This is a genomic window from Sessilibacter corallicola (genome assembly GCF_021290925.1).
Lineage (GTDB): Bacteria > Pseudomonadota > Gammaproteobacteria > Pseudomonadales > Cellvibrionaceae > Sessilibacter > Sessilibacter corallicola.
On the sequence record NZ_JAJSLX010000001.1, the window covers coordinates 456,006 to 476,711 of the forward strand.

19 protein-coding genes are annotated in these 20,706 nt (G+C 42.3%); 10 read left to right on the plus strand and 9 right to left on the minus strand.

The annotated features are described in order from the left end of the window. Window positions 1-97 precede the first annotated feature (97 nt). Together LU361_RS01800 and LU361_RS01805 are read left to right on the plus strand one after the other, a co-directional pair. Window positions 98-802, plus strand: coding sequence for a hypothetical protein (locus tag LU361_RS01800; RefSeq protein ID WP_233086602.1), 705 nt, complete (start codon window positions 98-100; stop codon window positions 800-802). Between the two features lie 4 nt (window positions 803-806). Then, window positions 807-1,913: a helix-turn-helix domain-containing protein gene (locus LU361_RS01805; RefSeq protein ID WP_233086603.1), complete on the plus strand. Its 1,107-nt coding sequence runs from the start codon at window positions 807-809 to the stop codon at window positions 1,911-1,913. Between the two features lie 150 nt (window positions 1,914-2,063). Here LU361_RS01805 and LU361_RS01810 read toward each other — a convergent pair whose 3' ends face one another. Further along, window positions 2,064-3,002 (minus strand): LysR substrate-binding domain-containing protein, encoded by a 939-nt coding sequence (locus LU361_RS01810; protein WP_233086604.1) that lies wholly within the window; start codon window positions 3,000-3,002, stop codon window positions 2,064-2,066. Between the two features lie 359 nt (window positions 3,003-3,361). Between LU361_RS01810 and LU361_RS01815 the strand changes: the two genes are divergently transcribed. From LU361_RS01815 to LU361_RS01845, 7 genes are all read left to right on the plus strand, one after another. Then, on the plus strand, window positions 3,362-5,716 hold the full coding sequence (locus tag LU361_RS01815; RefSeq protein WP_233086605.1) for a TonB-dependent receptor: 2,355 nt from the start codon (window positions 3,362-3,364) through the stop codon (window positions 5,714-5,716). Between the two features lie 134 nt (window positions 5,717-5,850). Next, window positions 5,851-7,509 carry a tetratricopeptide repeat-containing sulfotransferase family protein gene (locus tag LU361_RS01820; protein WP_233086606.1) on the plus strand — a complete coding sequence of 553 codons (1,659 nt, stop codon included), beginning with the start codon at window positions 5,851-5,853 and terminating at the stop codon, window positions 7,507-7,509. Between the two features lie 50 nt (window positions 7,510-7,559). Then, window positions 7,560-8,450: a hypothetical protein gene (locus LU361_RS01825; RefSeq protein ID WP_233086607.1), complete on the plus strand. Its 891-nt coding sequence runs from the start codon at window positions 7,560-7,562 to the stop codon at window positions 8,448-8,450. After that, window positions 8,447-10,060: a 5-guanidino-2-oxopentanoate decarboxylase gene (locus tag LU361_RS01830; RefSeq protein WP_233086608.1), complete on the plus strand. Its 1,614-nt coding sequence runs from the start codon at window positions 8,447-8,449 to the stop codon at window positions 10,058-10,060. Before LU361_RS01825 ends, LU361_RS01830 begins: the two co-directional genes overlap by 4 nt. 19 nt (window positions 10,061-10,079) lie before the next feature. Next, window positions 10,080-11,045, plus strand: coding sequence for a 2-hydroxyacid dehydrogenase (locus LU361_RS01835; RefSeq protein ID WP_233086609.1), 966 nt, complete (start codon window positions 10,080-10,082; stop codon window positions 11,043-11,045). Window positions 11,046-11,119: 74 nt separating this feature from the next. Further along, a complete protein-coding gene (locus LU361_RS01840) occupies window positions 11,120-12,508 on the plus strand; it encodes a YjiH family protein (RefSeq protein ID WP_233086610.1) in 1,389 nt (462 codons plus the stop codon). Window positions 12,509-12,587: 79 nt separating this feature from the next. Next, window positions 12,588-13,721 (plus strand): aromatic ring-hydroxylating oxygenase subunit alpha, encoded by a 1,134-nt coding sequence (locus tag LU361_RS01845; protein ID WP_233086611.1) that lies wholly within the window; start codon window positions 12,588-12,590, stop codon window positions 13,719-13,721. 74 nt (window positions 13,722-13,795) lie between these two features. Here the strand turns inward: LU361_RS01845 and LU361_RS01850 are convergent, their stop codons facing one another. The 5 genes from LU361_RS01850 to LU361_RS01870 all read right to left on the minus strand — a co-directional run bounded on the left by LU361_RS01850 (window position 13,796) and on the right by LU361_RS01870 (window position 17,533). Then, window positions 13,796-14,413 (minus strand): HD domain-containing protein, encoded by a 618-nt coding sequence (locus tag LU361_RS01850; protein WP_233086612.1) that lies wholly within the window; start codon window positions 14,411-14,413, stop codon window positions 13,796-13,798. A gap of 14 nt (window positions 14,414-14,427) precedes the next feature. Beyond that, window positions 14,428-14,655 (minus strand): hypothetical protein, encoded by a 228-nt coding sequence (locus LU361_RS01855; RefSeq protein ID WP_233086613.1) that lies wholly within the window; start codon window positions 14,653-14,655, stop codon window positions 14,428-14,430. Continuing rightward, on the minus strand, window positions 14,655-15,128 hold the full coding sequence (locus LU361_RS01860) for a Tse2 family ADP-ribosyltransferase toxin (protein ID WP_233086614.1): 474 nt from the start codon (window positions 15,126-15,128) through the stop codon (window positions 14,655-14,657). Before LU361_RS01860 ends, LU361_RS01855 begins: the two co-directional genes overlap by 1 nt. Window positions 15,129-15,289: 161 nt before the next feature. Further along, a complete protein-coding gene (locus LU361_RS01865; RefSeq protein WP_233086615.1) occupies window positions 15,290-16,525 on the minus strand; it encodes a Zn-dependent hydrolase in 1,236 nt (411 codons plus the stop codon). A gap of 72 nt (window positions 16,526-16,597) precedes the next feature. Further along, window positions 16,598-17,533, minus strand: a complete 936-nt coding sequence (locus LU361_RS01870; RefSeq protein ID WP_233086616.1) for a dimethylarginine dimethylaminohydrolase family protein — start codon at window positions 17,531-17,533, stop codon at window positions 16,598-16,600. A 149-nt stretch (window positions 17,534-17,682) separates the two neighbouring features. Between LU361_RS01870 and LU361_RS01875 the strand changes: the two genes are divergently transcribed. Next, on the plus strand, window positions 17,683-18,579 hold the full coding sequence (locus tag LU361_RS01875; protein ID WP_233086617.1) for a LysR substrate-binding domain-containing protein: 897 nt from the start codon (window positions 17,683-17,685) through the stop codon (window positions 18,577-18,579). 393 nt (window positions 18,580-18,972) lie between these two features. On the opposite strand, the gene LU361_RS01880 is transcribed toward LU361_RS01875, so the two are convergent. The 3 genes from LU361_RS01880 to LU361_RS01890 all read right to left on the minus strand — a co-directional run bounded on the left by LU361_RS01880 (window position 18,973) and on the right by LU361_RS01890 (window position 20,685). Next, the gene (locus LU361_RS01880; protein ID WP_233086618.1) at window positions 18,973-19,155 is read right to left on the minus strand and encodes a hypothetical protein; all 183 of its coding nucleotides are present in this window, start codon (window positions 19,153-19,155) and stop codon (window positions 18,973-18,975) included. 221 nt (window positions 19,156-19,376) lie between these two features. Then, window positions 19,377-19,760 (minus strand): hypothetical protein, encoded by a 384-nt coding sequence (locus tag LU361_RS01885; protein ID WP_233086619.1) that lies wholly within the window; start codon window positions 19,758-19,760, stop codon window positions 19,377-19,379. 139 nt (window positions 19,761-19,899) lie between these two features. Continuing rightward, complete coding sequence (locus tag LU361_RS01890; RefSeq protein WP_233086620.1) at window positions 19,900-20,685, minus strand: 3-hydroxybutyrate dehydrogenase; 786 nt, start codon at window positions 20,683-20,685, stop codon at window positions 19,900-19,902. Between the last annotated feature and the right edge of the window lie 21 nt (window positions 20,686-20,706).

Sequence of the window (20,706 nt, forward strand, 5' to 3'; positions counted from 1 at the left end):
TTTTACCCTCATAAATGAGGCTAAAATAGGAAATGTCCCTGATAGCAAAGATTAGACTTTCTAACTAATCTAAATTTCCAAGCCAAGGAATCACCGAATGCGCAAAACCCACGAGCTGCCCTCCGTTAGCTATGCTGATGAACAAAATAGTTACCTCACTTCTATGGGACTGTCTCTTGAGGATATAACCCAATCGATTGTTGATGGATTATCTCATTTCAAGAGAACTACAAAACTACATCCAGTTACTCATGCAGGTAGCGTTGCCTGGGGAGAAATAAATGCAACACTTAGAGCTTTACTTATTGGTAAAGACATTGGCTGGGGACATAAGCATCAAGATGGGTTAACGATTACTCATAATAGTGATCTTGGGATTTCAATAATTGCAACTAGCGGGGATAGATATACGGGTAATAAAAATAATATAGATCCCAGTACAAAAAATAAGAAAGGTCCTAAAGCACGAGATATTGTTATAAGTAATAGTAACTTAGATTTATTCGAAGACAATGAATCCAATAATATCTGTGAAACAATCGATAACATTAACGCAATTGATCAGACCGAGACTTGGGTTCTTCTATATCATTTTGATAAAAAACAACAAGAAGTTAGATTTGAACTATCCTTGCCAAAGAATATTTCGCCAATCCACGGAGAAGAAGGAAAACTTAGAATTAATCGCTGGAGAAAAAGAATTATTTTCAATTCTATAAGCTTTGATCGAAGCATAGACAGTCGTATAGGGAAACTAAACGGGTCCACAGAAGAAATTTCGTTCGAAATTTCGAAGAAATAGTAGTATGAGCATGGCAAGACAATTTAATCCTTCTAGATTGCGATTAGCACGTATGCGCAGGCAATTTACCTTAAAACATCTCTCCGAATTAGTTGGATTATCTACAAGAATGGTTTCTGGATATGAAAAAGACAACTGTAAAAATGTACCACCAGAAGATACTGTATTAAAATTTTCAAGCGCACTTAACTATCCGGCTGATTTTTTTCTATCTGACAATGACGTTGAGATAGTTAATTCAGATACCGTATCTTTCCGATCTCTGAAGGCAATGAAAGCTTCTCAGCAACATGCTGCAGTTGGTGCAGGAAGCTTGGGATTGATTTTGGATGGTTATTTTGACAGTAAATTTAATTTGCCTCACGTCAATTTACCGGATTTAAGGGGGTGTGAGCCTGAAGCGGCTGCAGACGAATTAAGAGAGTTATGGGACTTAGGTAGTTTATGCATCAATAATATGATTCATTTACTAGAAAAGCACGGAATCAGAGTATTCTCACTCGCTGAAAATACTCAGGCTGTCGATGCTTTTTCATTTTGGAAAAATGGAAAGCCATATATTTTTCTTAACACACAAAAGTCCGGTGAACGTAGCCGAATGGATGCTGCACACGAATTAGGGCATTTATTATTGCATAAACACGGTTCACCTCAAGGGAAGGCAGTAGAAATGGAAGCTGATTCATTTGCGGCTTTCTTCTTAATGCCAAGACGGACGGTACTTGCCTGCTCGTCTAAATACTTAAATATCGAAGACGTATTAGATTTACGGCCAAATTGGAAAACATCAGCAATGGCCGTAATTATGCAGCTAAGAACAGTAGGAGCTATCACTGAATGGCATCATAGGAACTTAATAATCGAAGCTAGTAAATTAGGTTTGAGAAAAACTGAGATAAATGGAATCGATAGAGAGAAGACATTACTACTGGAGATGTACCTCAAGTCATTAGAAAATGATGGGATTAATATAAAGGATATTGCTAACAAGCTTTCTCTCCCATTAGAGGAAATAACTAATTTAATTTTCAGATTTGGGGTTGTAAGCACTGGAAAGGCAAAACCTCAATCTAGCCCACCTAGAGCACCAAAACTACAGCTAGTGAAATAGCTGTAGCAATTGATCATGGTGTTAAGATTTCGTATTGTGAATACTTGGAATAGCTTTATATAAACACTTCCTGTATAAACAATGCATATTAAATGCAACCATACACTTCTGTATCATGCTAAGAACTTTTGGGGTTAATCAAAAGTTCGTTCACAACAATGAAATCGGCCTAACCTTAAACTGCTCTTTCGGTTCTTTGTAGTCAACCAACCAATCTCTGAATATTTTTATTGCATACTCGTTTTCTCGATCGGAATTGTAAACCAGATAATAAGCGCCCTCTATTTGATGCTCCAGCTCACTCACTAAAACCAATTCACCCGCGGCCAGTTCTTTCATAACCAAATATTTAGGCACAACAGATACACCTAAACCATGTTTCACAGCTTCGAGCAATAAGGTGAAATGTTCAAATTGGCCACCCGAAAGCTGTGAAATTTCTTTTTCTGTTTTACCTGCGGCTTTTAACCAAGAACTGGTGGAAGAAATTGGATGATTGTGATGTAAAAAGGGTAACGCCAAAATCCCTTCCAGTGTTTTAAAGCGCGGTCGATTGCCCATTAATTGCGGCGTCGCAATAGCAACCAGATTATCGTAGCGAATAAATTCGGAGGTACAGCCTTCCCAATGGCCATTGCCAAATAAAATTGCACAGTCGCATTTACGCACATTTTTTTCAACGGATAAAAAATCTGTGTGTAAATCCACTTTAATTTCTGGATGTATCGAATTAAATTCGCCGAGCTTAGGCACCAACCAACGCATAGCCAATGTGGGTTCAGTGACAACTTTAAAATCGACGTTGCCATCAATAGCACCATCAACTGAGGCTTTATCGGTTATTTTTACCAAATGATTCAACAGCGCTTTAATATCTTGGGCGTATTGCCCACCCACCGGAGTTAAACTCAACTGCCCTTCCTGACGATAAAAAAGCTGCCGACCCAGTTGCTGCTCCAAACTCTTAATTTGCTTGCTCACCGCGCTTTGAGTCATATGGAGCGATTGTGCAGCGTAGGTCATATTTAAATGCTGAGCAACGGCATCAAAACATTGTAACGTCATAATTTTAGGAAGGTTTCTGCGCATTCATGCACCTTGAACACTATGCCAAACATTCATGGCAATGAAAATTTAATGCCAAACAGTTTATTAAACCGATTCAATATCAAAGACTGTTTGTATTTACCCAGCTTGCACCAAAGCCCTTTAGGAACAGGATTTACCATCAACGGCTATATTTGCACCAACAAAAAACACAAACAGTCCTTCAGGTAACATCCCGGTGCGCCATTCCTAAATGGAATACCTCATTGACCATTGAGAAGTTCAGATTAATCAAATTACTCAATAGTATTGATTGCGTAAACACAGATTTTCAATTCGCGATCACCTATTACAGTCATAAAACCATTTTAGCGTAGGTCACCAGAAGGGGTTAATCACTAATGTTTAAGCGCAATAAGTTAACAACCGCCGTTTATTTAACAACACTTTCTATTCCGACCATCAGCATTGCTGAAACTGCACTCGAAGAAATTACGGTAACCGCAACTCGACGAGCGACCAGTGTTCAAGATGTTCCCTATAATATATCGGCTTACGGCGGTTCTGAATTATCCGCAGCCGGTATTAACGATTTTTCAAAAATTGCGCGAAATATTCCTGGCCTTACGCTTTCAGACGCAGGCAGAAGTAAAAACGGAATTAATAATGGTATTGTGATTCGCGGCTTAAACATTACCGGTTCACAGCAAGAAGAATTTCCTTCTTTAACTGACCCCGTTGTCTCAGTTTACTTGGGCGAAACGCCGTTATTTGCCAACTTTGAGTTGCGCGACCTCGATCGAGTGGAAGTTTTACGTGGACCGCAAGCAACGCTTTACGGTTCTGGTTCTTTAGGTGGTACCTTAAAATATTTACCGGCGGAGCCCGATTTTGATGAACTGTACGGAAACATCAAATCAAAACTCTCCGTCACTGACGAGTCCGATGATTTTAACACCGATTTTGAAGCAACCATTAATATTCCCTTATCAGACAAACTTGCTTTTCGAGCAACGATCGCTGATTTAAGTAACGCGGGTTATATTGATTCTGATTTTATCGAAGTGCTCGATGACAACGCGCAACCCACAGGTGAATTGAATCCGCAAGAAGACATTAACGACGAAGACGTACAGATGTTTCGGGGCTCACTCAAATACGTGCCAACCGAATCGACTGATATTTTATTAACTTACAATTTTCAAAAAGACGACATTGCAGGTTCATCAGCAACCGCTACCGGCTTAGACGGCTATGAGTCTGGAACCAAAGTACTCGAAGAGTTTGAACGAGACATTTCTTTAGGCTCACTGTCAATTAAACAAGACTTAGGCTTTGCAGAACTGACATCCGCAACGTCTATAACGGACAACAAATCAGAAGGCGTACAAGATCAAAGCTACAACTACGGTTATTCCAGCTTCTGGAGCTTTTACGCTGGGGTTCCAAGAGAAGTTGTCACTGGCTTAAAAAATTATGACAGTAAAAGCACCACACAAGAGTTTCGTTTAGCGTCGACATCGGAAAGCGATCTAACTTGGCTGGTGGGTTTGTACTACAACGATGTTGAATTTGAAGCAGAAGCCTTCGACATTATTGCAGGTATCGATGAGTTTTTCGGTATTACCAATCCACAATCGTTGGATTTAGCCTACAGCAATTTACTGGATACCGAGTTTGAAGACCAAGCCATTTTTGGTGAGTTAACTTATTATATTAATGATTTGTGGCAAGTTACCTTCGGTGCGCGTTATTTTGAGCAGGAATTTTCCGCAAGCCAACAAATTACTTTACCCACCTGCGGCATATTCTGTGGTGAAGGCCCAACGGGATTATCGCAAGCCTCAGGCACTCAAGATTTCTCCGATACACTCTTTAAATTTAATACCTCATACGATGTATCTGATTCAACCAAATTATACGTCACCGTAGCCGAAGGCTTCCGTCACGGTGGTGCCAATGGCGTGCCCGTCGATGATCTAAGCACTGCACAAGTTGAAGGTGGGGTATTCAGCGAACACCCAGATTACCTATTTTTTGATCCCGATAAATCGGTGAATTACGAGTTTGGGGTTAAAGGATATTTAAGCGATTCTATTCGATATTCGACCGCGTTGTTTTACATCGATTGGGAAGACCCCATATTATTGGTTCAAACACCCAACGGTGGCTTCCCAGTAAACTACAACGCCGAGACGGCCGTGAGTACCGGCATCGAGTTAGAAACCAATATACAGCTGTCAAACTCGCTAGAGTTAAATCTAGGGTACACCTACACCAAAGCAGAATTAACCGACGATTTTGCGATTCCAACCGTTGCTGGCGGCGTGCAATCTTTTGACGCTGGAGGCCAAGACGGCGATCGACTTCCGGGCATTCCAAAACAGTCCGTGACCGCTTCTATTAATCTAAATAAACCCATGGCATTTGGAGCAAATTTGGTCGCGCGCTTGGGTATTTCTTACAAAGGCGACTTCACTACAGGGTTCTCTGCACCGTCGGTATTGGCGGAAAGAAGTTTTGATGAAGTCAGCAGTTCAACCATTGTCGACAGTTACATCGGTTTAAATTTCGATAAATGGCAAGTATCGCTTTACGCCGATAATTTAACAAACTCAGATGATATCACCACCAGTGACGGCGACGCTCAGTACCTGGCCGAAAAACCAGGGCTCCAGTATTCGATAAACCTAGGCGACCAAGAATACCGTTTACGACCCAGAACCGTCGGCGTCAGTTTCAGCTATAACTTTTAAAAGAATCACCCTCGTGGGGTAAACGAACCATTACAACTCCTGTAAAGGTGCTCTTGAGGGAAAGGTAAGATCAATAACGACAACCGTTGTTTTTGATCCCTTTCCCATTTTTCAAGACTTGGTGAGCAAAAACAATGTCGATACCAAAAGCCAACAACTTATTTGATAATCCGAGCGATCAATTGCACGCGGTTGCACAGTTGCTCGCCGACGGAAATATTGATAACGCTGCGGCCTTGTGTGTACAACTCACAAAATCGTTTCCACGTTGCTCCGACGTCTGGCGATTGCTATCGTGTGTTAGTCTACAACTGACAAAACCAAAATTGGCGATAGACAGCGCGTTAAAAGCCGTCGAATTAAACCCAAAATCGGCTGCCAACTTTATTCAACTCACCAAAAGCTACTTAGCCATTCACGAATGGAAAAACGCTAAAAAAGCCATTGCTTACGCGCAGCAATTGCCTTTGAATAACGACGCTGAACTAATTGCAGATTTGGCAAAAACAACGTTTGATACCGGTGACATCGACAAATCGTTAGAGCTTTATAACCAAGCATTAATAATTGATAACAATCATGTCGAAACCCTTCACAACCGGGCGTTATTGTATCGATTTAAAGGCGACTTTGACCGTGCCGAACAAGACTACCAACGCTTACTGCAAATACAACCGAATGACGTTGAATCACTGTACGAATTATCGCAATTAAAAACCTGGGATAACGATCACCCTTGGTTGGAGAGAATCAACGCAATCAACGAGAAGGCACAGTCCTGGAAGGAACGCGCGTATGTTGAATTTGCACTGGGTAAATTTCTGGAAGATCAAAAACGTTTTGACGATGCTTTTAATCATTATCACCAAGGCAATAAAATTATTCACCATCAAAACGTACAGGTTAATAAGCAATCTCTAGAAAACGATATTACTGTTCACAAAAACCTGCCTAAGCTGTTTTCATTATTAAACGCAAAAGACACTATTCTAAAAGATATCAATCCAAAAGATATCAATGCAAAAAAATCGGGCAATGACATAAGCGGTGGCTGGAAACCGTTATTTATTCTAGGAATGCCTAGAACCGGCAGTACGTTAATAGACAGAATTTTATCCAATCACAGCAGCGTTATTAGCGGCGGCGAATTAACCAGCATGCCATTGGCTATTATGGAAAGCGTTGGTCTCAGCGCCATTAATGATCCATTCTTACTGAATCTTGATCAATTAAAACCGCCTACAGAAAAAAGCATCTCTTTTATAAAAAATCGTTACCGTCAACTGACCCAAGACAAAGCCCGCCCAGATAACAACCATAAGTTCGTTATCGACAAATTACCTTTTAATCACAAATTTATCGGCCATATTATTTCTGCATTTCCGGATGCGAAAATCATTTACAGCCAAAGAAACCTTTCCGATACCTTAATCAGCAATTATAAAATGCTGTTTAATCACGGTTATAGCTATTCATATAACCTAGAAAGCTTAACAGTTTATCTCAGATCATTCGCAGCCACGATGAATCAATGGCAGAAGCTGTATCCCCAAAATATACACATTCTAAATTACGAACAATTAATTGAAAGCCCAGAAAGCACCATAACCAACGTATTGAGTTTTTGTGGTTTATCCACCGAACAACGCTGTTTTGAATTTTATAAAAATCCAACACCAAGCCATACCGCAAGCGCCAGCCAAATTCGCCAGCCCATGCACAAAAAATCGATTCAGCATTGGAAACATTATGAATCACAATTAACGGAATTCACTCAACGATTCAAACAGTAAAATTCAAACAGCAAACCGAAAGAATCACCACGCTTTATTTGAGAAAATGTATGCCAACATTAAATATTTACCAATCCATGTGGGGCATGGAATTTAATCAACCCGACAGCTTTCAGTGGCAGCTACAGGAAAAAATCAACAGGATTGCTGACTCAGGCTTTTACGGGGTAAGCTTCGATTTTCCTCATCACAATAAGAATTTTATAGAACACGCTCAACCACTGCTTAAACAATTCGGTTTGGCTTGTGTATTTAATGTATTTGTCAGTAATTCAAACGATTTTCAAGAGCTTGTCGATTGGGCTAAAACACTGGATTGCCCACCTGAATGCATAGGGATTATCGGCCAGGTTCCACCTTGGGATGTTAACGCCATTGCCGAGCAAACTCGGGATTGGTTAAGCATTGGCAACCGCGCTGGCTTTGCCACTTATGTAGAAGCCCACAGAAACTGCATGACCAACGATTTACTGTTTACCTTGCAATTGATGGATCAAGTGCCGGAGCTTTCCATGGTGGCCGATTTATCCCATGTTTTGCTGAATCAAGAATGGTATTTACCCATTTCACAAGAAGCGTCTGCATTGGTATCACTCGTACTCAATCGCACACAGGTTTTTCATGGTCGTGTCGGCACACGCGAACAAGCGCAAATTGCTTTGGCTTTTCCTCAAAACCAACCCTGGTTTGAATTATTCAAAAGCTGGTGGTTAGAGGGTTTCGAAACCTGGATTCAGCAAAATACAGATTCCGAAAAAGCCTGTGCGTTTGTCTGTGAGCTCGGCCCACCGCCCTACGCGATTACCGGGCCTGACGGTTTTGAATTGAGCGACCGCTGGCAGGAAGCATTATTGCTTAAACAAACCGCTGAGAGCTTATGGCAACAAGCCATTGAAGCCGTGAATAAAAATTCAATGAAGACCAAGGACGCCGTACTGTGAGCATTAAAACCTGTGGAAAGATTATTCCAGAAATTCTCGAAGGCTACGGTACCGAGATTATTTTCGGTATTCCCGGTGTGCACAATATCGAAATGTACGGCGGCCTGCCACAAACTCACATTCAACATATAACCCCTCGTCACGAACAAGGTGCGGGATTTATGGCCGATGGTTACGCCCGTGCCTCTGGCAAGCCGGGGGTGTGTTTTATTATCACCGGCCCCGGCATGACCAATATCGCAACCGCAATGGCGCAAGCGATGCAGGATTCTATTCCCCTATTGGTGATTTCATCGGTAAACAGCAACCATCAGCTGGCATTGGGTGAAGGTCGCCTCCATGAATTGCCGGATCAATTAGCGTTAACCTCGCAGGTTTCGGTGTACAACCACCGCTTAACCGACGTTAATAATTTACCCAAAGTAATCGCCCGTGCTTTTTCCATATTTACCAGCCAACGCCCCGGTCCGGTGCACATCGAAATTCCGCTGGATGTGCTTAAGCAAGACGCATCGCATATTGATACCACACCGTGGCCACTACCCGATTCTCCCACGGCATCGATCACCGCAATTAAACCTGCCGTTGAATTGTTATCGAGCGCACAACGACCGCTCATGATTATTGGTGGCGGTGCGGTTGGTGCCGCTGAGCCCATTGTTCAGGTTGCCGAATATTTTAATATTCCCGTTCTTAACACCAATAACGGTAAAGGTATTGTGCCTAGCTCGCATCCGTTACAGGTCGGTGCAACGCCGTCTCTAGAGTGTTTAAGAGAAGAGCTGGAAAATCAAGCCGATGTTATTTTGGCGATTGGCACCGAATTTTCTGAGACCGACTACGACTTTTTCTTTTTGGGTGATTTAAACATTAACGGAAAAGTAGTTCGAATAGATATCGACATGAGTCAGTTATTCAGCAACGTAAAACCGGACATTCCTTTGTTGGGTGACGCCAATAAAATTATGCAGTTAATTGCGACTGAAATCAGCCAGTACTCAACTCCCCAAACACCCAACAATCAACGTGCGGCGCAATTAAAAAGCTCAGCGATTACTCATCGCGATAAAAATTACCAAGCATTTTTCGACACAATTACTGCTACGGTTCCCGAAGCCATTATTGTGGGCGACTCCACTCAGCCGACGTATTTCGCCCAAGCATTTTATGAATGTGAAAAACCACGACGGTATTTTCATTCGGCAACCGGTTTTGGCACATTGGGTTACGCCTTTCCCGCAACCGTTGGCGCTAAGCTCGCGCAACCGAATTTACCCGTGATTGGTTTGATTGGTGATGGCGGCGGCCAATTTACGGTCAATGAACTTGCCAGCGCCGTGGGTATTAATGCAGATATCACATTCATTGTTTGGAACAACAGCGGCTACGGCGAAATAAAACGCTTTATGAACGAGCAGGATATTCCCGCCATTGGCGTTGATATTTACACCCCAAGCTACGCCAATCTTGCTCGTGAATACGGTTTTCAATCGTGGCTGGTTGAATCCATGAGTGATTTTTCTGAAAAGCTGGCATTGGCCATCGAACACCGAGGTCCGAGTCTGATTGAAATTAAAGAATCAGGCGTTGTTTCGAACTTTCCGTTTTAAAGGTTAAACCATAACGACTATGAACGCTTTTTTAACACGCCCAACCTTTAACACACCGAAATTGCAGCAAATGCTTGCCGATGCTGGAATTGAATTAGAAGTTAGAGACAGCCCAGACGTTTGCCCAAAAAGTTTATTGTTCAAAAAAGCATTGCAAGTCGATGCATTACTAACGCACACCGAAGACACCATCGATCGAGGGTTACTAGAAACAGCCAAAAATTCTGGCCGTTTAAAGGTTGTCTCCAACATGGGTATTGGCTTTTCAAACATCGATATTGAAACCGCGAAAAAACTCAACATTGCGGTTACCAATACGCCAACCGAAGAAGCCTTTGAAGCCACCGCCGAGGCCACGGTTGCCTTATTAGTGTCGATCGCCCGAAGAATTCCCGCATTGCACATGGAGCGCAAATCATTAACCGAAGACCCAGCACCTTCGTTTTCAAGGCCAACGGCTGTATCGGTAAGAAACAAAGTCACCGGTATTGTGGGCATGGGTCGCATTGGTTCGCGGGTGGCAAAAACCATGCATCATGGATTTAACAATCAAATCATTTACTACGACATTGCCAATAAACCCGAACTGGACCGCGACATTCATTCGAAATTAGTCAAGCTCGACTACCTGATGGCACACAGTGATTTTATTTGTGTGAACATGCCGCTAAATAAGCACACCAAAAACTTGGTCAACGCAGACATGATTGCGCTTATGCACAACAAGGCAACGTTTATTAATACTGCACGGGCGGGATTAGTCGACGAACAAGCTCTGATTGATCGTTTAAATTCCGGCAGCTTACACGGCGCAGGTTTAGACGTTTACAGCTCAGCGGTAAACACCATCGCGGAAAGCAACATTGCGTTGACTTCGCACTTCGCCAACTTTGAAGATCAAGCGTACAACGCCATGACAGATTTAGTGGCGAATAATGTTATTTCGACACTAAAAAACAATACGCCGATTACACCCGTTTATTAAAACTCAGTATCTAGGGCCTATGGTACCTAAATGATACTTTTTTAAATCAATTATTTATGCCGAATAATATCGATATGACAAGCACAGCGAACTTACCAGTAGATGAAAGCTCAGGCAAAAATTCTGATCCAACACAGTTTACGCTGTTAAAACTGATTGGTTGTTCGCTGTTTGGAATCCTGTTTTTTCTGGTTCCCATTTATCAAGACGGTAAATGGACCATAATGATGGGTATTCTTTCTGATGGCATTAAAGGTTTTATTGGCAACAATATGGCATTTTTTACTTTGCCATTGTTTATTGTCAGTTCGATTATTTCGTTGGTTTATTATTTACTGCCACAGGCAATATCGAAACAGTTACCCTTCTCCAAACATCTTGTGGCTTCCCATTGGTTTTGGGTATTGTTATCCACGGTTGGTGGCATTGTTTCGGTAATGTTGCTGTTTAACGTCGGCCCACAATGGGTTTTAGAAAAACAAACCGGCGTTACGGCGTATATTGATGTTGCCGGAGCCATATTTGTAGTTATTGGCTTGGGGTGTTTGTTTCTTCCTTTTTTAACCGATTATGGCTTGCTGGACTTTGTCGGCACGCTGATGCGTCCGGTGTATAAACGCCTATTTGGTCTTCCGGGAAGGTCTGTTGTTGATACGTTGGCTTCTTGGATTGGTGCTTCTAGCATTGCGGTCATCATGACATCCAAACAATACGAACGCGGTTATTACACGGCAAAAGAATCCGCTACTATCGCAACCAATTTTTCCGTTATTTCACTGCCATTTGTATTGTTAACTTCACAAGTTGCCGGGCTAGAAGGCTACTTCTTTCAACTCTACGGCAGTATGGCCCTCATCTGCATTACTTGCGCGATTGTTGTTCCTAAGTTACCACCATTAAAAAATGTGCCCAATCACTACTATTCATCGGTTGGTAAACGAGTTTCAGAAATTGCAGAACATGGGCACTCTCCGCTTTCTTGGGCGTGTAAACAATCGTTTGCGACCGCATCAAAATCGCCCAACCCGTTAGTATCGCTAAAAAATGGTTTTGGCACCATGTGCGATCTTTTTATCATGATGATGCCTGCCGCCATGACCATCGAATTTTTAGCGCTGGTGCTGTACTACCATACCAGCTTATTTCAGATTATCTCTTACCCGTTTATTCATGTGTTGGATCTGCTACAAATACCCGATGCAGAAACGGCCGCACCGGGCGTGGTCATTGGTTTACTCGATCAATTTGTACCCGCGATCATTGCCGGCACTCAGCAATCAGAAATTACGCGTTTTATTTTGGCAGGATTATCCATTACCCAACTCATTTTCTTTGCCGAATCTGCCCTATTAATTATGCGATCAAAAATACCGTTAACGATTACTCATTTAATTGCGATATTTTTTATCCGCACTGCAATAGCCCTACCGATATTGGCGTTGATTGCGCACTGGATTTTTTAATCACTGAAAATTTAAATAAATTTAGCGATTATTATTAACTGCATTAATGGTTCGCTATTTTTTGTGTTAGGAGAAAGACATGAAAATCGACGTCACGCACATTGACAGCGAAGACACTCAAATTCACGGATTGCCTTCTGCGGTATTTAAAGATTCAGAAATCTTTCAGCAAGAATCCGAAACAATTTTAAGAAAAGGTTGGGTCAGCATTGCCAGCGCTCAGCAGTTAGAAAATGTCGGTGATATTTTACCCGTTCGTATGGGTGATGCCAGCCTAATTGCCATTCGCAGTGAAGACCAAAAAATCAGCGTATTCCACAACGTTTGTCGCCACAAAGCTGCACCTATTATCGACAAACCTTGCCGTGTTCGCACGCTTTCGTGCCCGTATCACCGTTGGGCTTATAAACTGGATGGCAGCCTTCGTTCAGCACCAAAGTTTTTCGGCAATTCGGACCGAGAATTAACCGAAGAAGAAAAATCCGACAAAGGCTTAATTGAAGTTCGATCTGTGGTTTGGTGGGACACCATTTTTGTGAACATTTCTGGTGATGCCGAACCCTTTGAAGATTTTATCAAACCATTGGATCAAATACTGGAAGGCTACGACTCTAACGATTTACACAGAATCAGTTCTACAGAATACGAATCTAAATCCAACTGGAAACTCGCCGTTGATAACTTTTTAGATGGCTACCACGTACCGTTTGTGCATTCTCAAGCCGTACGATTAAATTCGGTGATGAATCAGGAAGATTTATTTTTATCCGACAATATTATCGGTTTAAAACTGCCCTCTGGCGCGTCAGATAAACCTGCAAAAACCGACAAACCACTGCCCACGTTTAAGCACTTAAACAAAGACAATATTGGCACCCAACAGTGGTTTGGTATTTTCCCAAATACCTTACTGTTTGTTGACCCGGTTTGGGTACAATTGATTATCGTGCGACCAGAAGCCTACGATTTTTACACAGAAACACTCACCATTTACGCAGCCAATCCAGACACCATGTCGCCAGAATACGACAAACAGCGAGAAACACTAAGCAACGTGTTAAATCACGTTAACGAACAAGACATCGAACTGCTCGATAAACTGCAAATCACCCGCACGTCTCCCGAAGCGGACAAAGGCATATTGGTACAAGCGTGGGATCAGGTAAATGTAAGATTTCACCAAATTTGGTTGGAGAAAATGAAACAGCAATAATTTCAAAACGATTATTTTAAATAAATAACGTCGAAAAACAGCTTTCCGCGAAAACTGATATCAGGGACGATTTTTTAATTTTCGCTAAGCTTATCAATTTGCCCCGATAAATTACGTCGCGCTTGTACTTCATACAACTCATAAAATCGATCCGTCTGATAGATTCTAGAACGCTCTAGAAAATTCTTAAGAATTGACTCTCTGGCATGCCGATACTGCACTTCTGGAACCCAGGAATATTCCTTGCGAATAGATTCATCATAAGCATGAAACACGGCGCTCGGTTGCCCTAGAATCGCTAAATCAATATCCAGCAGCAATTCGGTATCGGGATCATGAGCAATATGGGATTTGGTTGCCAAAATCATAGCTTCAATGGCAGCCACACAATTCGGCGCCACCCCCAAGCTTGATAAGGTTGTTACTGCAAGTGCCGCGCTCTGTTCTTCGTTATCGGATTTAAGAGAATTATAAATCGCATCGTGAAACCAAATGGCCACTTCAATTTCATTCGCTTTTTTGGCAAGATCACGATGAGTATCCAGCGCTTTCAAACACTCTTCTACGTGAGTTTGAGAATGATAAAAACGCGAAGGCTCGTTATAAAGATGTTTGAGTTGATCAAAAAGATCAACAGAAGGTGCCGCACCAATGGCAGCTAAGGCGTTATCGAGTCTGGTTTGAGTGAACATAAAAACCGGATTATTTAGCGATTAATCAGTTCGTCATAACTGGGATAATTAGATCCTTCTTCCCAGAGCGATTTATACAGCTGTTCAAATTTAGCCGCTGTAGCACCATAAACCACCGAAAGTTCTGACGCATCATCTGACTCCTGCTGATTGCCCTGCTCTATATCCTGATGAATACGGTCTAATTCTTTCTCTAGAAGAGGTATCACTACACATAGATCAGAAAGGGTTAATGAACTCACTATCTCTCCTCAAATGTTAAGCTAGTAGCTATTTCATCTAGTAACATCAAAAACTTTTTAAGTGGCATATCCCAACCAGCTTTTATACTGTAATGAAACGAGCTATGTCTCCGATTATAATTGTCTTTTATTATATATAATCCGTGTGGAATCTTCAGCCCAATGTTTAAACGGAAGTAATCCCACTTTTTGTTTGGAACTCCTAACTTATCAAACAGAGAAACACCTCCCGACTTAGAATCTACCCATAGTTCGTTGTTATTTATATAAGTTGCTATATCGGGATCTCTGACATTTCCATTCGAGAGTAAAAAAGATTTTAAAATTGGATATAATATAGGCTTACCTTTGTCTTCAGGTTTCTGCCCTCTCCATAAATTTAATTCAAGATCATAAGAACTGTCAAAAAGCTCGCCTAGCTTTCTTTTTTCAATATAGAGTTCTTCATCGAGGGATTTTTTATTTTTTGGCATAGTAATTCCCTTTGAGCTAAACCTAACTTGATTTGAAGTTGCATGATATATCAAGCGTACTTAAGGGAATTAGACATAGTCATCAGATTTTTCTACGCGCTCTAACAATGTGTCGTATATATCATCTTTATTATAACAATAAAAAATTATTAATACATTTACTAAGAATTCGCCAAACTCACCATCGTATTTAACAACACATTTGCACCGGCTTCGATATCTTCTGGTGTGGCGTATTCGGCTTCGTTGTGAGAAATACCGTCTTTACAGGGTATAAATATCATGGCAGTGGGTGCTTTGCGGGTGATATAAACGGAATCGTGTCCGGCGCCGGAGAACATGTGTTTATGGGTAAGCCCTAAATTCTGGGTTGCGTTGGAAATAGCATCGACGCAAGTTTTGGAGAATTGTACGGCGGGCGATCGCCATTCGTCGCGAATGTTGTAATTAAATAATTTTTTCTCGCAATGGTTATTAATAGTCTCACGAAATTTAGCATCTAACTCGTCGAGAATGGCTTGCTTGGGATGTCGAATATCAACGGCCAATGTGATTTTTTCGGGTACGGTGTTGCGCGCACCTGGCTCGGCTTTTATGTCACCAAAGGTGATTCGTGAGTCTGGGCCGTATTGTTCAATTAATTGGTAAAGCTCGTTAATAATATCTGGCAATACCATAAAGGGGTCATGACGAACGTTCATCGGTGTTGGCCCTGCGTGTACGGGTGTGCCGTGAAGGGTTAAATCGTACCAATAAATGCCTTGCACACCTTCAACCACACCAATTTGTAATGCTTCGGCTTCTAGAATGGGGCCTTGTTCGATATGAACTTCAATAAATCCTTTTATTGGGCGCGGTTCGCAGGGAATCTCGCCTAAGTAATTTATTCGCGCTAATTCTTCGCCGATGGTTTTGCCCGATTTGTCGGTGCGGCTATGTCCGTATTGCACATCGAACTCGCCACACCAAACGCCAGAACCAATCATCGCGGGAGAAAATCGCGCGCCTTCTTCGTTGGTCCAAACGCTGGCTTCAATGGGGGCTTCGGTTTCAATGCCGTGATCGTTCAAACTGCGAATCACCTCAAGACCAGCAAGCACACCGTAGACACCATCGAATTTTCCGCCCGTGGGTTGCGTATCAATATGGGAACCGGTTACTACTGGCGGTAAATTGTTATCTCGGCCTGGACGCTGAGCAAAAATATTTCCCATGGTATCGATTTTTATGGAACAACCGGCATCAGTGCACCACTGAATGAATAAATCACGGGCTTGTCGATCAAGATCGGTTAATGCTTGGCGATTACAGCCACCGGCAGGTGTTGCGCCAAGCTCTGCCAAATCCATTAAACTCTGCCACAAACGATTGCCATTAACGGTAAGTTGAGTCGTCATAGTGATTGATCCGTTGTTTGTTATCGATGGAAATATTTTTTATTTAACTTTTAATATTATTTATTTAACCTTTTATTTAATGACACTCTTTTTAACCACACTCTCACGCTTTAACGGCTGACACATACAATGCAAACTACCGCCGCCGCGAGAAATCATGGAAACATCCACCGTCATTACCTCTAAACCGTTGGCTTTACAGGCATCAATTAACGAGCTTGCCTCTGCCGGTAACAACACGCGATCATTACCTAACGCCACCACATTACAACCCATGTGATGCATGGCATTTTTAAAACTCACGTCAATTAATTCGATATTTTTTTCTTTTAACCACTGAATAAATTCAGGCTCCAACGCATCAATGCAAGCAACCGCCAAGCCTTCGGTGAGCATGGAAAATAAAACATCCAAGTGCAAATAAAACGGATCAAACTCGTAGGCGTAAAATTCCCAACCTTCGACTTCAAACCAAGCCGATACCTGATCAATAGCCTCTTTTGTGGTGCGATCACCGGAGTAACCACACGCCACCACGCCCGGTTTTAAAATATGGAAATCGCCGCCTTCAAATGTGCCCGTGCTGACCATATCGTACACAGGAATGTTCATACGGTGATAAAACCGAACCAGCTCCGTCCATTCGCCTCGACGCCAGTGATTAGACATTTGGGTAATGATCGGTCCCCACGGGGTCATCACCGAGGAATCCCGCGCAAAAATTTGGTACGGATGATTGGCATCGGGCGTGAGCATATGCACATTAACGCCTGCGGATTGATAGATTTCACGCATGGTTTGGTGCTGCTCGGCGGCAACGGCAGCATCAAACACATCGCCTTTGCGCAAGGTTCGCCTCGCCGTAGCGTTGCTGGGTAGCCAGCCAAAGTTATCCACAGGCCCTAGAAGAATGTCGGTTAAGACGCCGTATTCGGAATCCATCCCCCAGTGTTCTAGAGGTTGAGTATTACCGCCGTCTTGTCGATTTTTGAATGAAAATTCTGCCATGAGTTTGCTCTCGCGAGTTCACGATTAATGCTTTATCAATCCCAGTTTATGGTTTATTTTAGTTTCCACAAGCAACAAAATATCACCAAAATGGTAACCAGAAAGCTCCAACAAACGGGTACTAAATAAACGGGCACCAAGAAGGCATAATGATGGTAAACCTACGCAACCTCCCACTCACCGCGCTGCGCACCTTTGAGGTCGTTGGCCGCCACTGCCACATTCGCCGCGCAGCGGAAGAAATGCACATTTCCCACCCGGCACTGAGCAAGCAAATAAAGCAACTCGAAACCTATTTGGATGCGCCGTTGTTTTACCGCAAGGGCAATCGCCTGGAATTAACCCGCGCAGGCCATCAACTGTTGCACAGCGTGCAAGAAGCCTTTAAGCATTTGCAAAGCGGAATTCAATTATTAGAAACCGACAGTATTGTTGGCGAACTGACCATTGCCACCACACCCACTATTGCCATGAGTTGGTTGCTGCAAATTTTAAAAAAATTCCAAGGCGATTACCCAGGCGTTGATGTGCGCATTCAAACCATTGAACCCGCACAAACCGAATTGCCCACCAACTTTGATGTTGCCATCTGCCTAGGCAAACCCGAAGCGCAGGAACGAGTAATTCAACCGCTGTACGAAGAGCGCTACCTACCCGTCGCCAACCCAGAAATTCTGCCCAGCGAACGTCTTAGCAACGCCCGCGAACTCAACCAATACCCACTGTTACACGACCGCTTAAACCAATGGCAATTATGGTTTAAAGCACAAAACCTAGAATACCAACCCATCAAACAACACACCTACTTCGACCACGCCTACCAAGCCATCGAAGCTGCTCGCCTAAGCATGGGCATCGCCCTGGCCGAACCTTTTGAAGTGAAAGAAGATATAAAAAACGGCCGCCTGACCACCGTATTGGATACCGCCTTTACCGTTGGGCAAACAGTGTATTTGGTGTGCGACGAAGAAAATTACGTGAGCTTGCGGGCAAGATTGTTTATTGAGCGAGTGAAAGAATGGCTTTTGAGAAGTAGTAAGGGGTGAGGGTTTTTAAATGGTTTATTCTGTTAGTGTTTATTTGGAAGTTTATTCAAAAATCACCACCAATAATAACGATCACTGAGCCAACATAATGAAAATGCACAACCCACCACACCCTGGTGAGCTGATCAAAACTTTTCTGATTGAAGACGAACACAGCAATAAAATCGACTCTATTGCTAATGTTGCAAAAAACTCGGCGTAGGCCGCAGTGCATTGAATAATGTGATTAATGACAGCGCATCGCTGTCTTTAGAAATGGCATTAAGACTGGAAACGATTAGCTTAGGTAGTGCCGAGATGTGAGCAAAAATGCAGTCTGATTACACCTTGTAGCAATTAAGAAATCAGTCCATGGCTTAACCTAGCATTACCAATTAAATAATAATTTAAAGTTCAACCAATATAATCAAAGCCCACAAATTGCTTAAGTAACTTCTCGTAATCGGCAATTTTGATCAACCCTTGGGCGAGTTGCTCTTCCTGTCCGTTGTGCTGTTGCACCAAGGATAATGACAACGTTTGGTTATCGTGAGAATTAAGAAAAACATAAAACGCTTGATTGATGTGCTGGCTCATACGCGGCTCTTTATCAAATTCAGATACAACAAACCCATTCGAAAATAGTTGCGTTTATTAGACAGTATTTCAAGTTAAAAGTGGTGATCTAGAGAGATCTTTTATAGTTAGACAATAGAATTCAGCAAGAGTGAACGGGAATTGAGAGGAAATGACACATATTAAATTTAAACAAATGCAATAAATACAATATGTGCCAAGGAGTTTTTATTGATAAAGATTTATTTATCAGACATCTTAGTGAGTTGATTATCCATGATTTTTCTTATCTCGGCAGCAGAGCCTTTTATGCGCTTGATATTACCGTCATCAGAAAAATCAATTTCCACGTTTCGATCAACGTATTTTTCAAGCACCTTTGCCAATTGTATTAAAAATCCGTTTTTACCCATCGCCACGGTTAAAGCACCACCGGCACCCACTGCGATGGCAGCAATGGCTCCTAAAGTAACAGGGTCGCCACGGGTTATCATTGTGGTTTGCGGTTTTCGAATTTCGGGGTCGTCAACGGGCAAGCCTAGCGCTTTTAAATCACGGTACAATTCTTGAACAAGCTGGCGAGAGTCTTCGGTATGTGGATCTTCTAGTTTTATTAAAAATTCCATCGTTTACCTGCAATGATTTATCTGACAATTAATCAAAGCGTACTTGAATTTTTATAGTGCTAAAAGACTTTTATTAAGATTAAGAGATTAAACAAGAAAAAGCCCTCAATAATAAACATGTATTGAGGGCAAAAACTCGTTATTGAGCGGTCCAACCGCCATCAATAGTAATAGACGACCCAGTAATTAATTTTGCGGAATCACTGCATAAATAAACAATGGTGTCGGCGATATCGGTAACCGTCACTTGCTGTTTAATGGCGTGGGCTTTTAGCAATACGTTTTTAATGGCGTCTTCTTCCGACATATTGTAGGTTTTTGCTAAGCCAGGAAGCTGCTTGTGCATGAGTGGTGTATTTACACTACCCGGACAAATAGCGTTACAGGTAATACCGAATTCACCCAGTTCAAGCGCGACCGTTTTGGTTAAACCAATGACCCCGTGTTTGGCAGCATTGTAGGCAGACTTGTAGGGCGAAGCGACCAAACCGTGAACCGATGAAATATTTACGATTCGACCCCAGCCTTTTTCTTTCATGGCAGGTACGGCGGCTTTTATGGTGTGAAAATTGGAATTTAAGCTGATATCAATAATGTCATTCCATTTATCGTCTGGGAAATCTTCGATGGGCGAAACATTTTGAATTCCGGCGTTGTTAACCAGAATATCAACACCGCCAAATTCATTGATACCAAGCTCTACCATAGCTCGAATTTGTTCAGGCTTTCTCATATCTGCGTTGGAATACAATACGTTAACACCAAAAGTATCTTCTAGTTCAACGCGTTGTTTTTCGATATCGGCCTCATCACCGAAACCATTTAAGACAATGTTCGCGCCTTTTTCTGCAAGTCCACGCGCAATGGCTTGACCAATCCCGCTGGTTGAACCGGTAACAATGGCCGATTTATTTTTCAAATCCATGATAATTCCTCAAAACTAAAT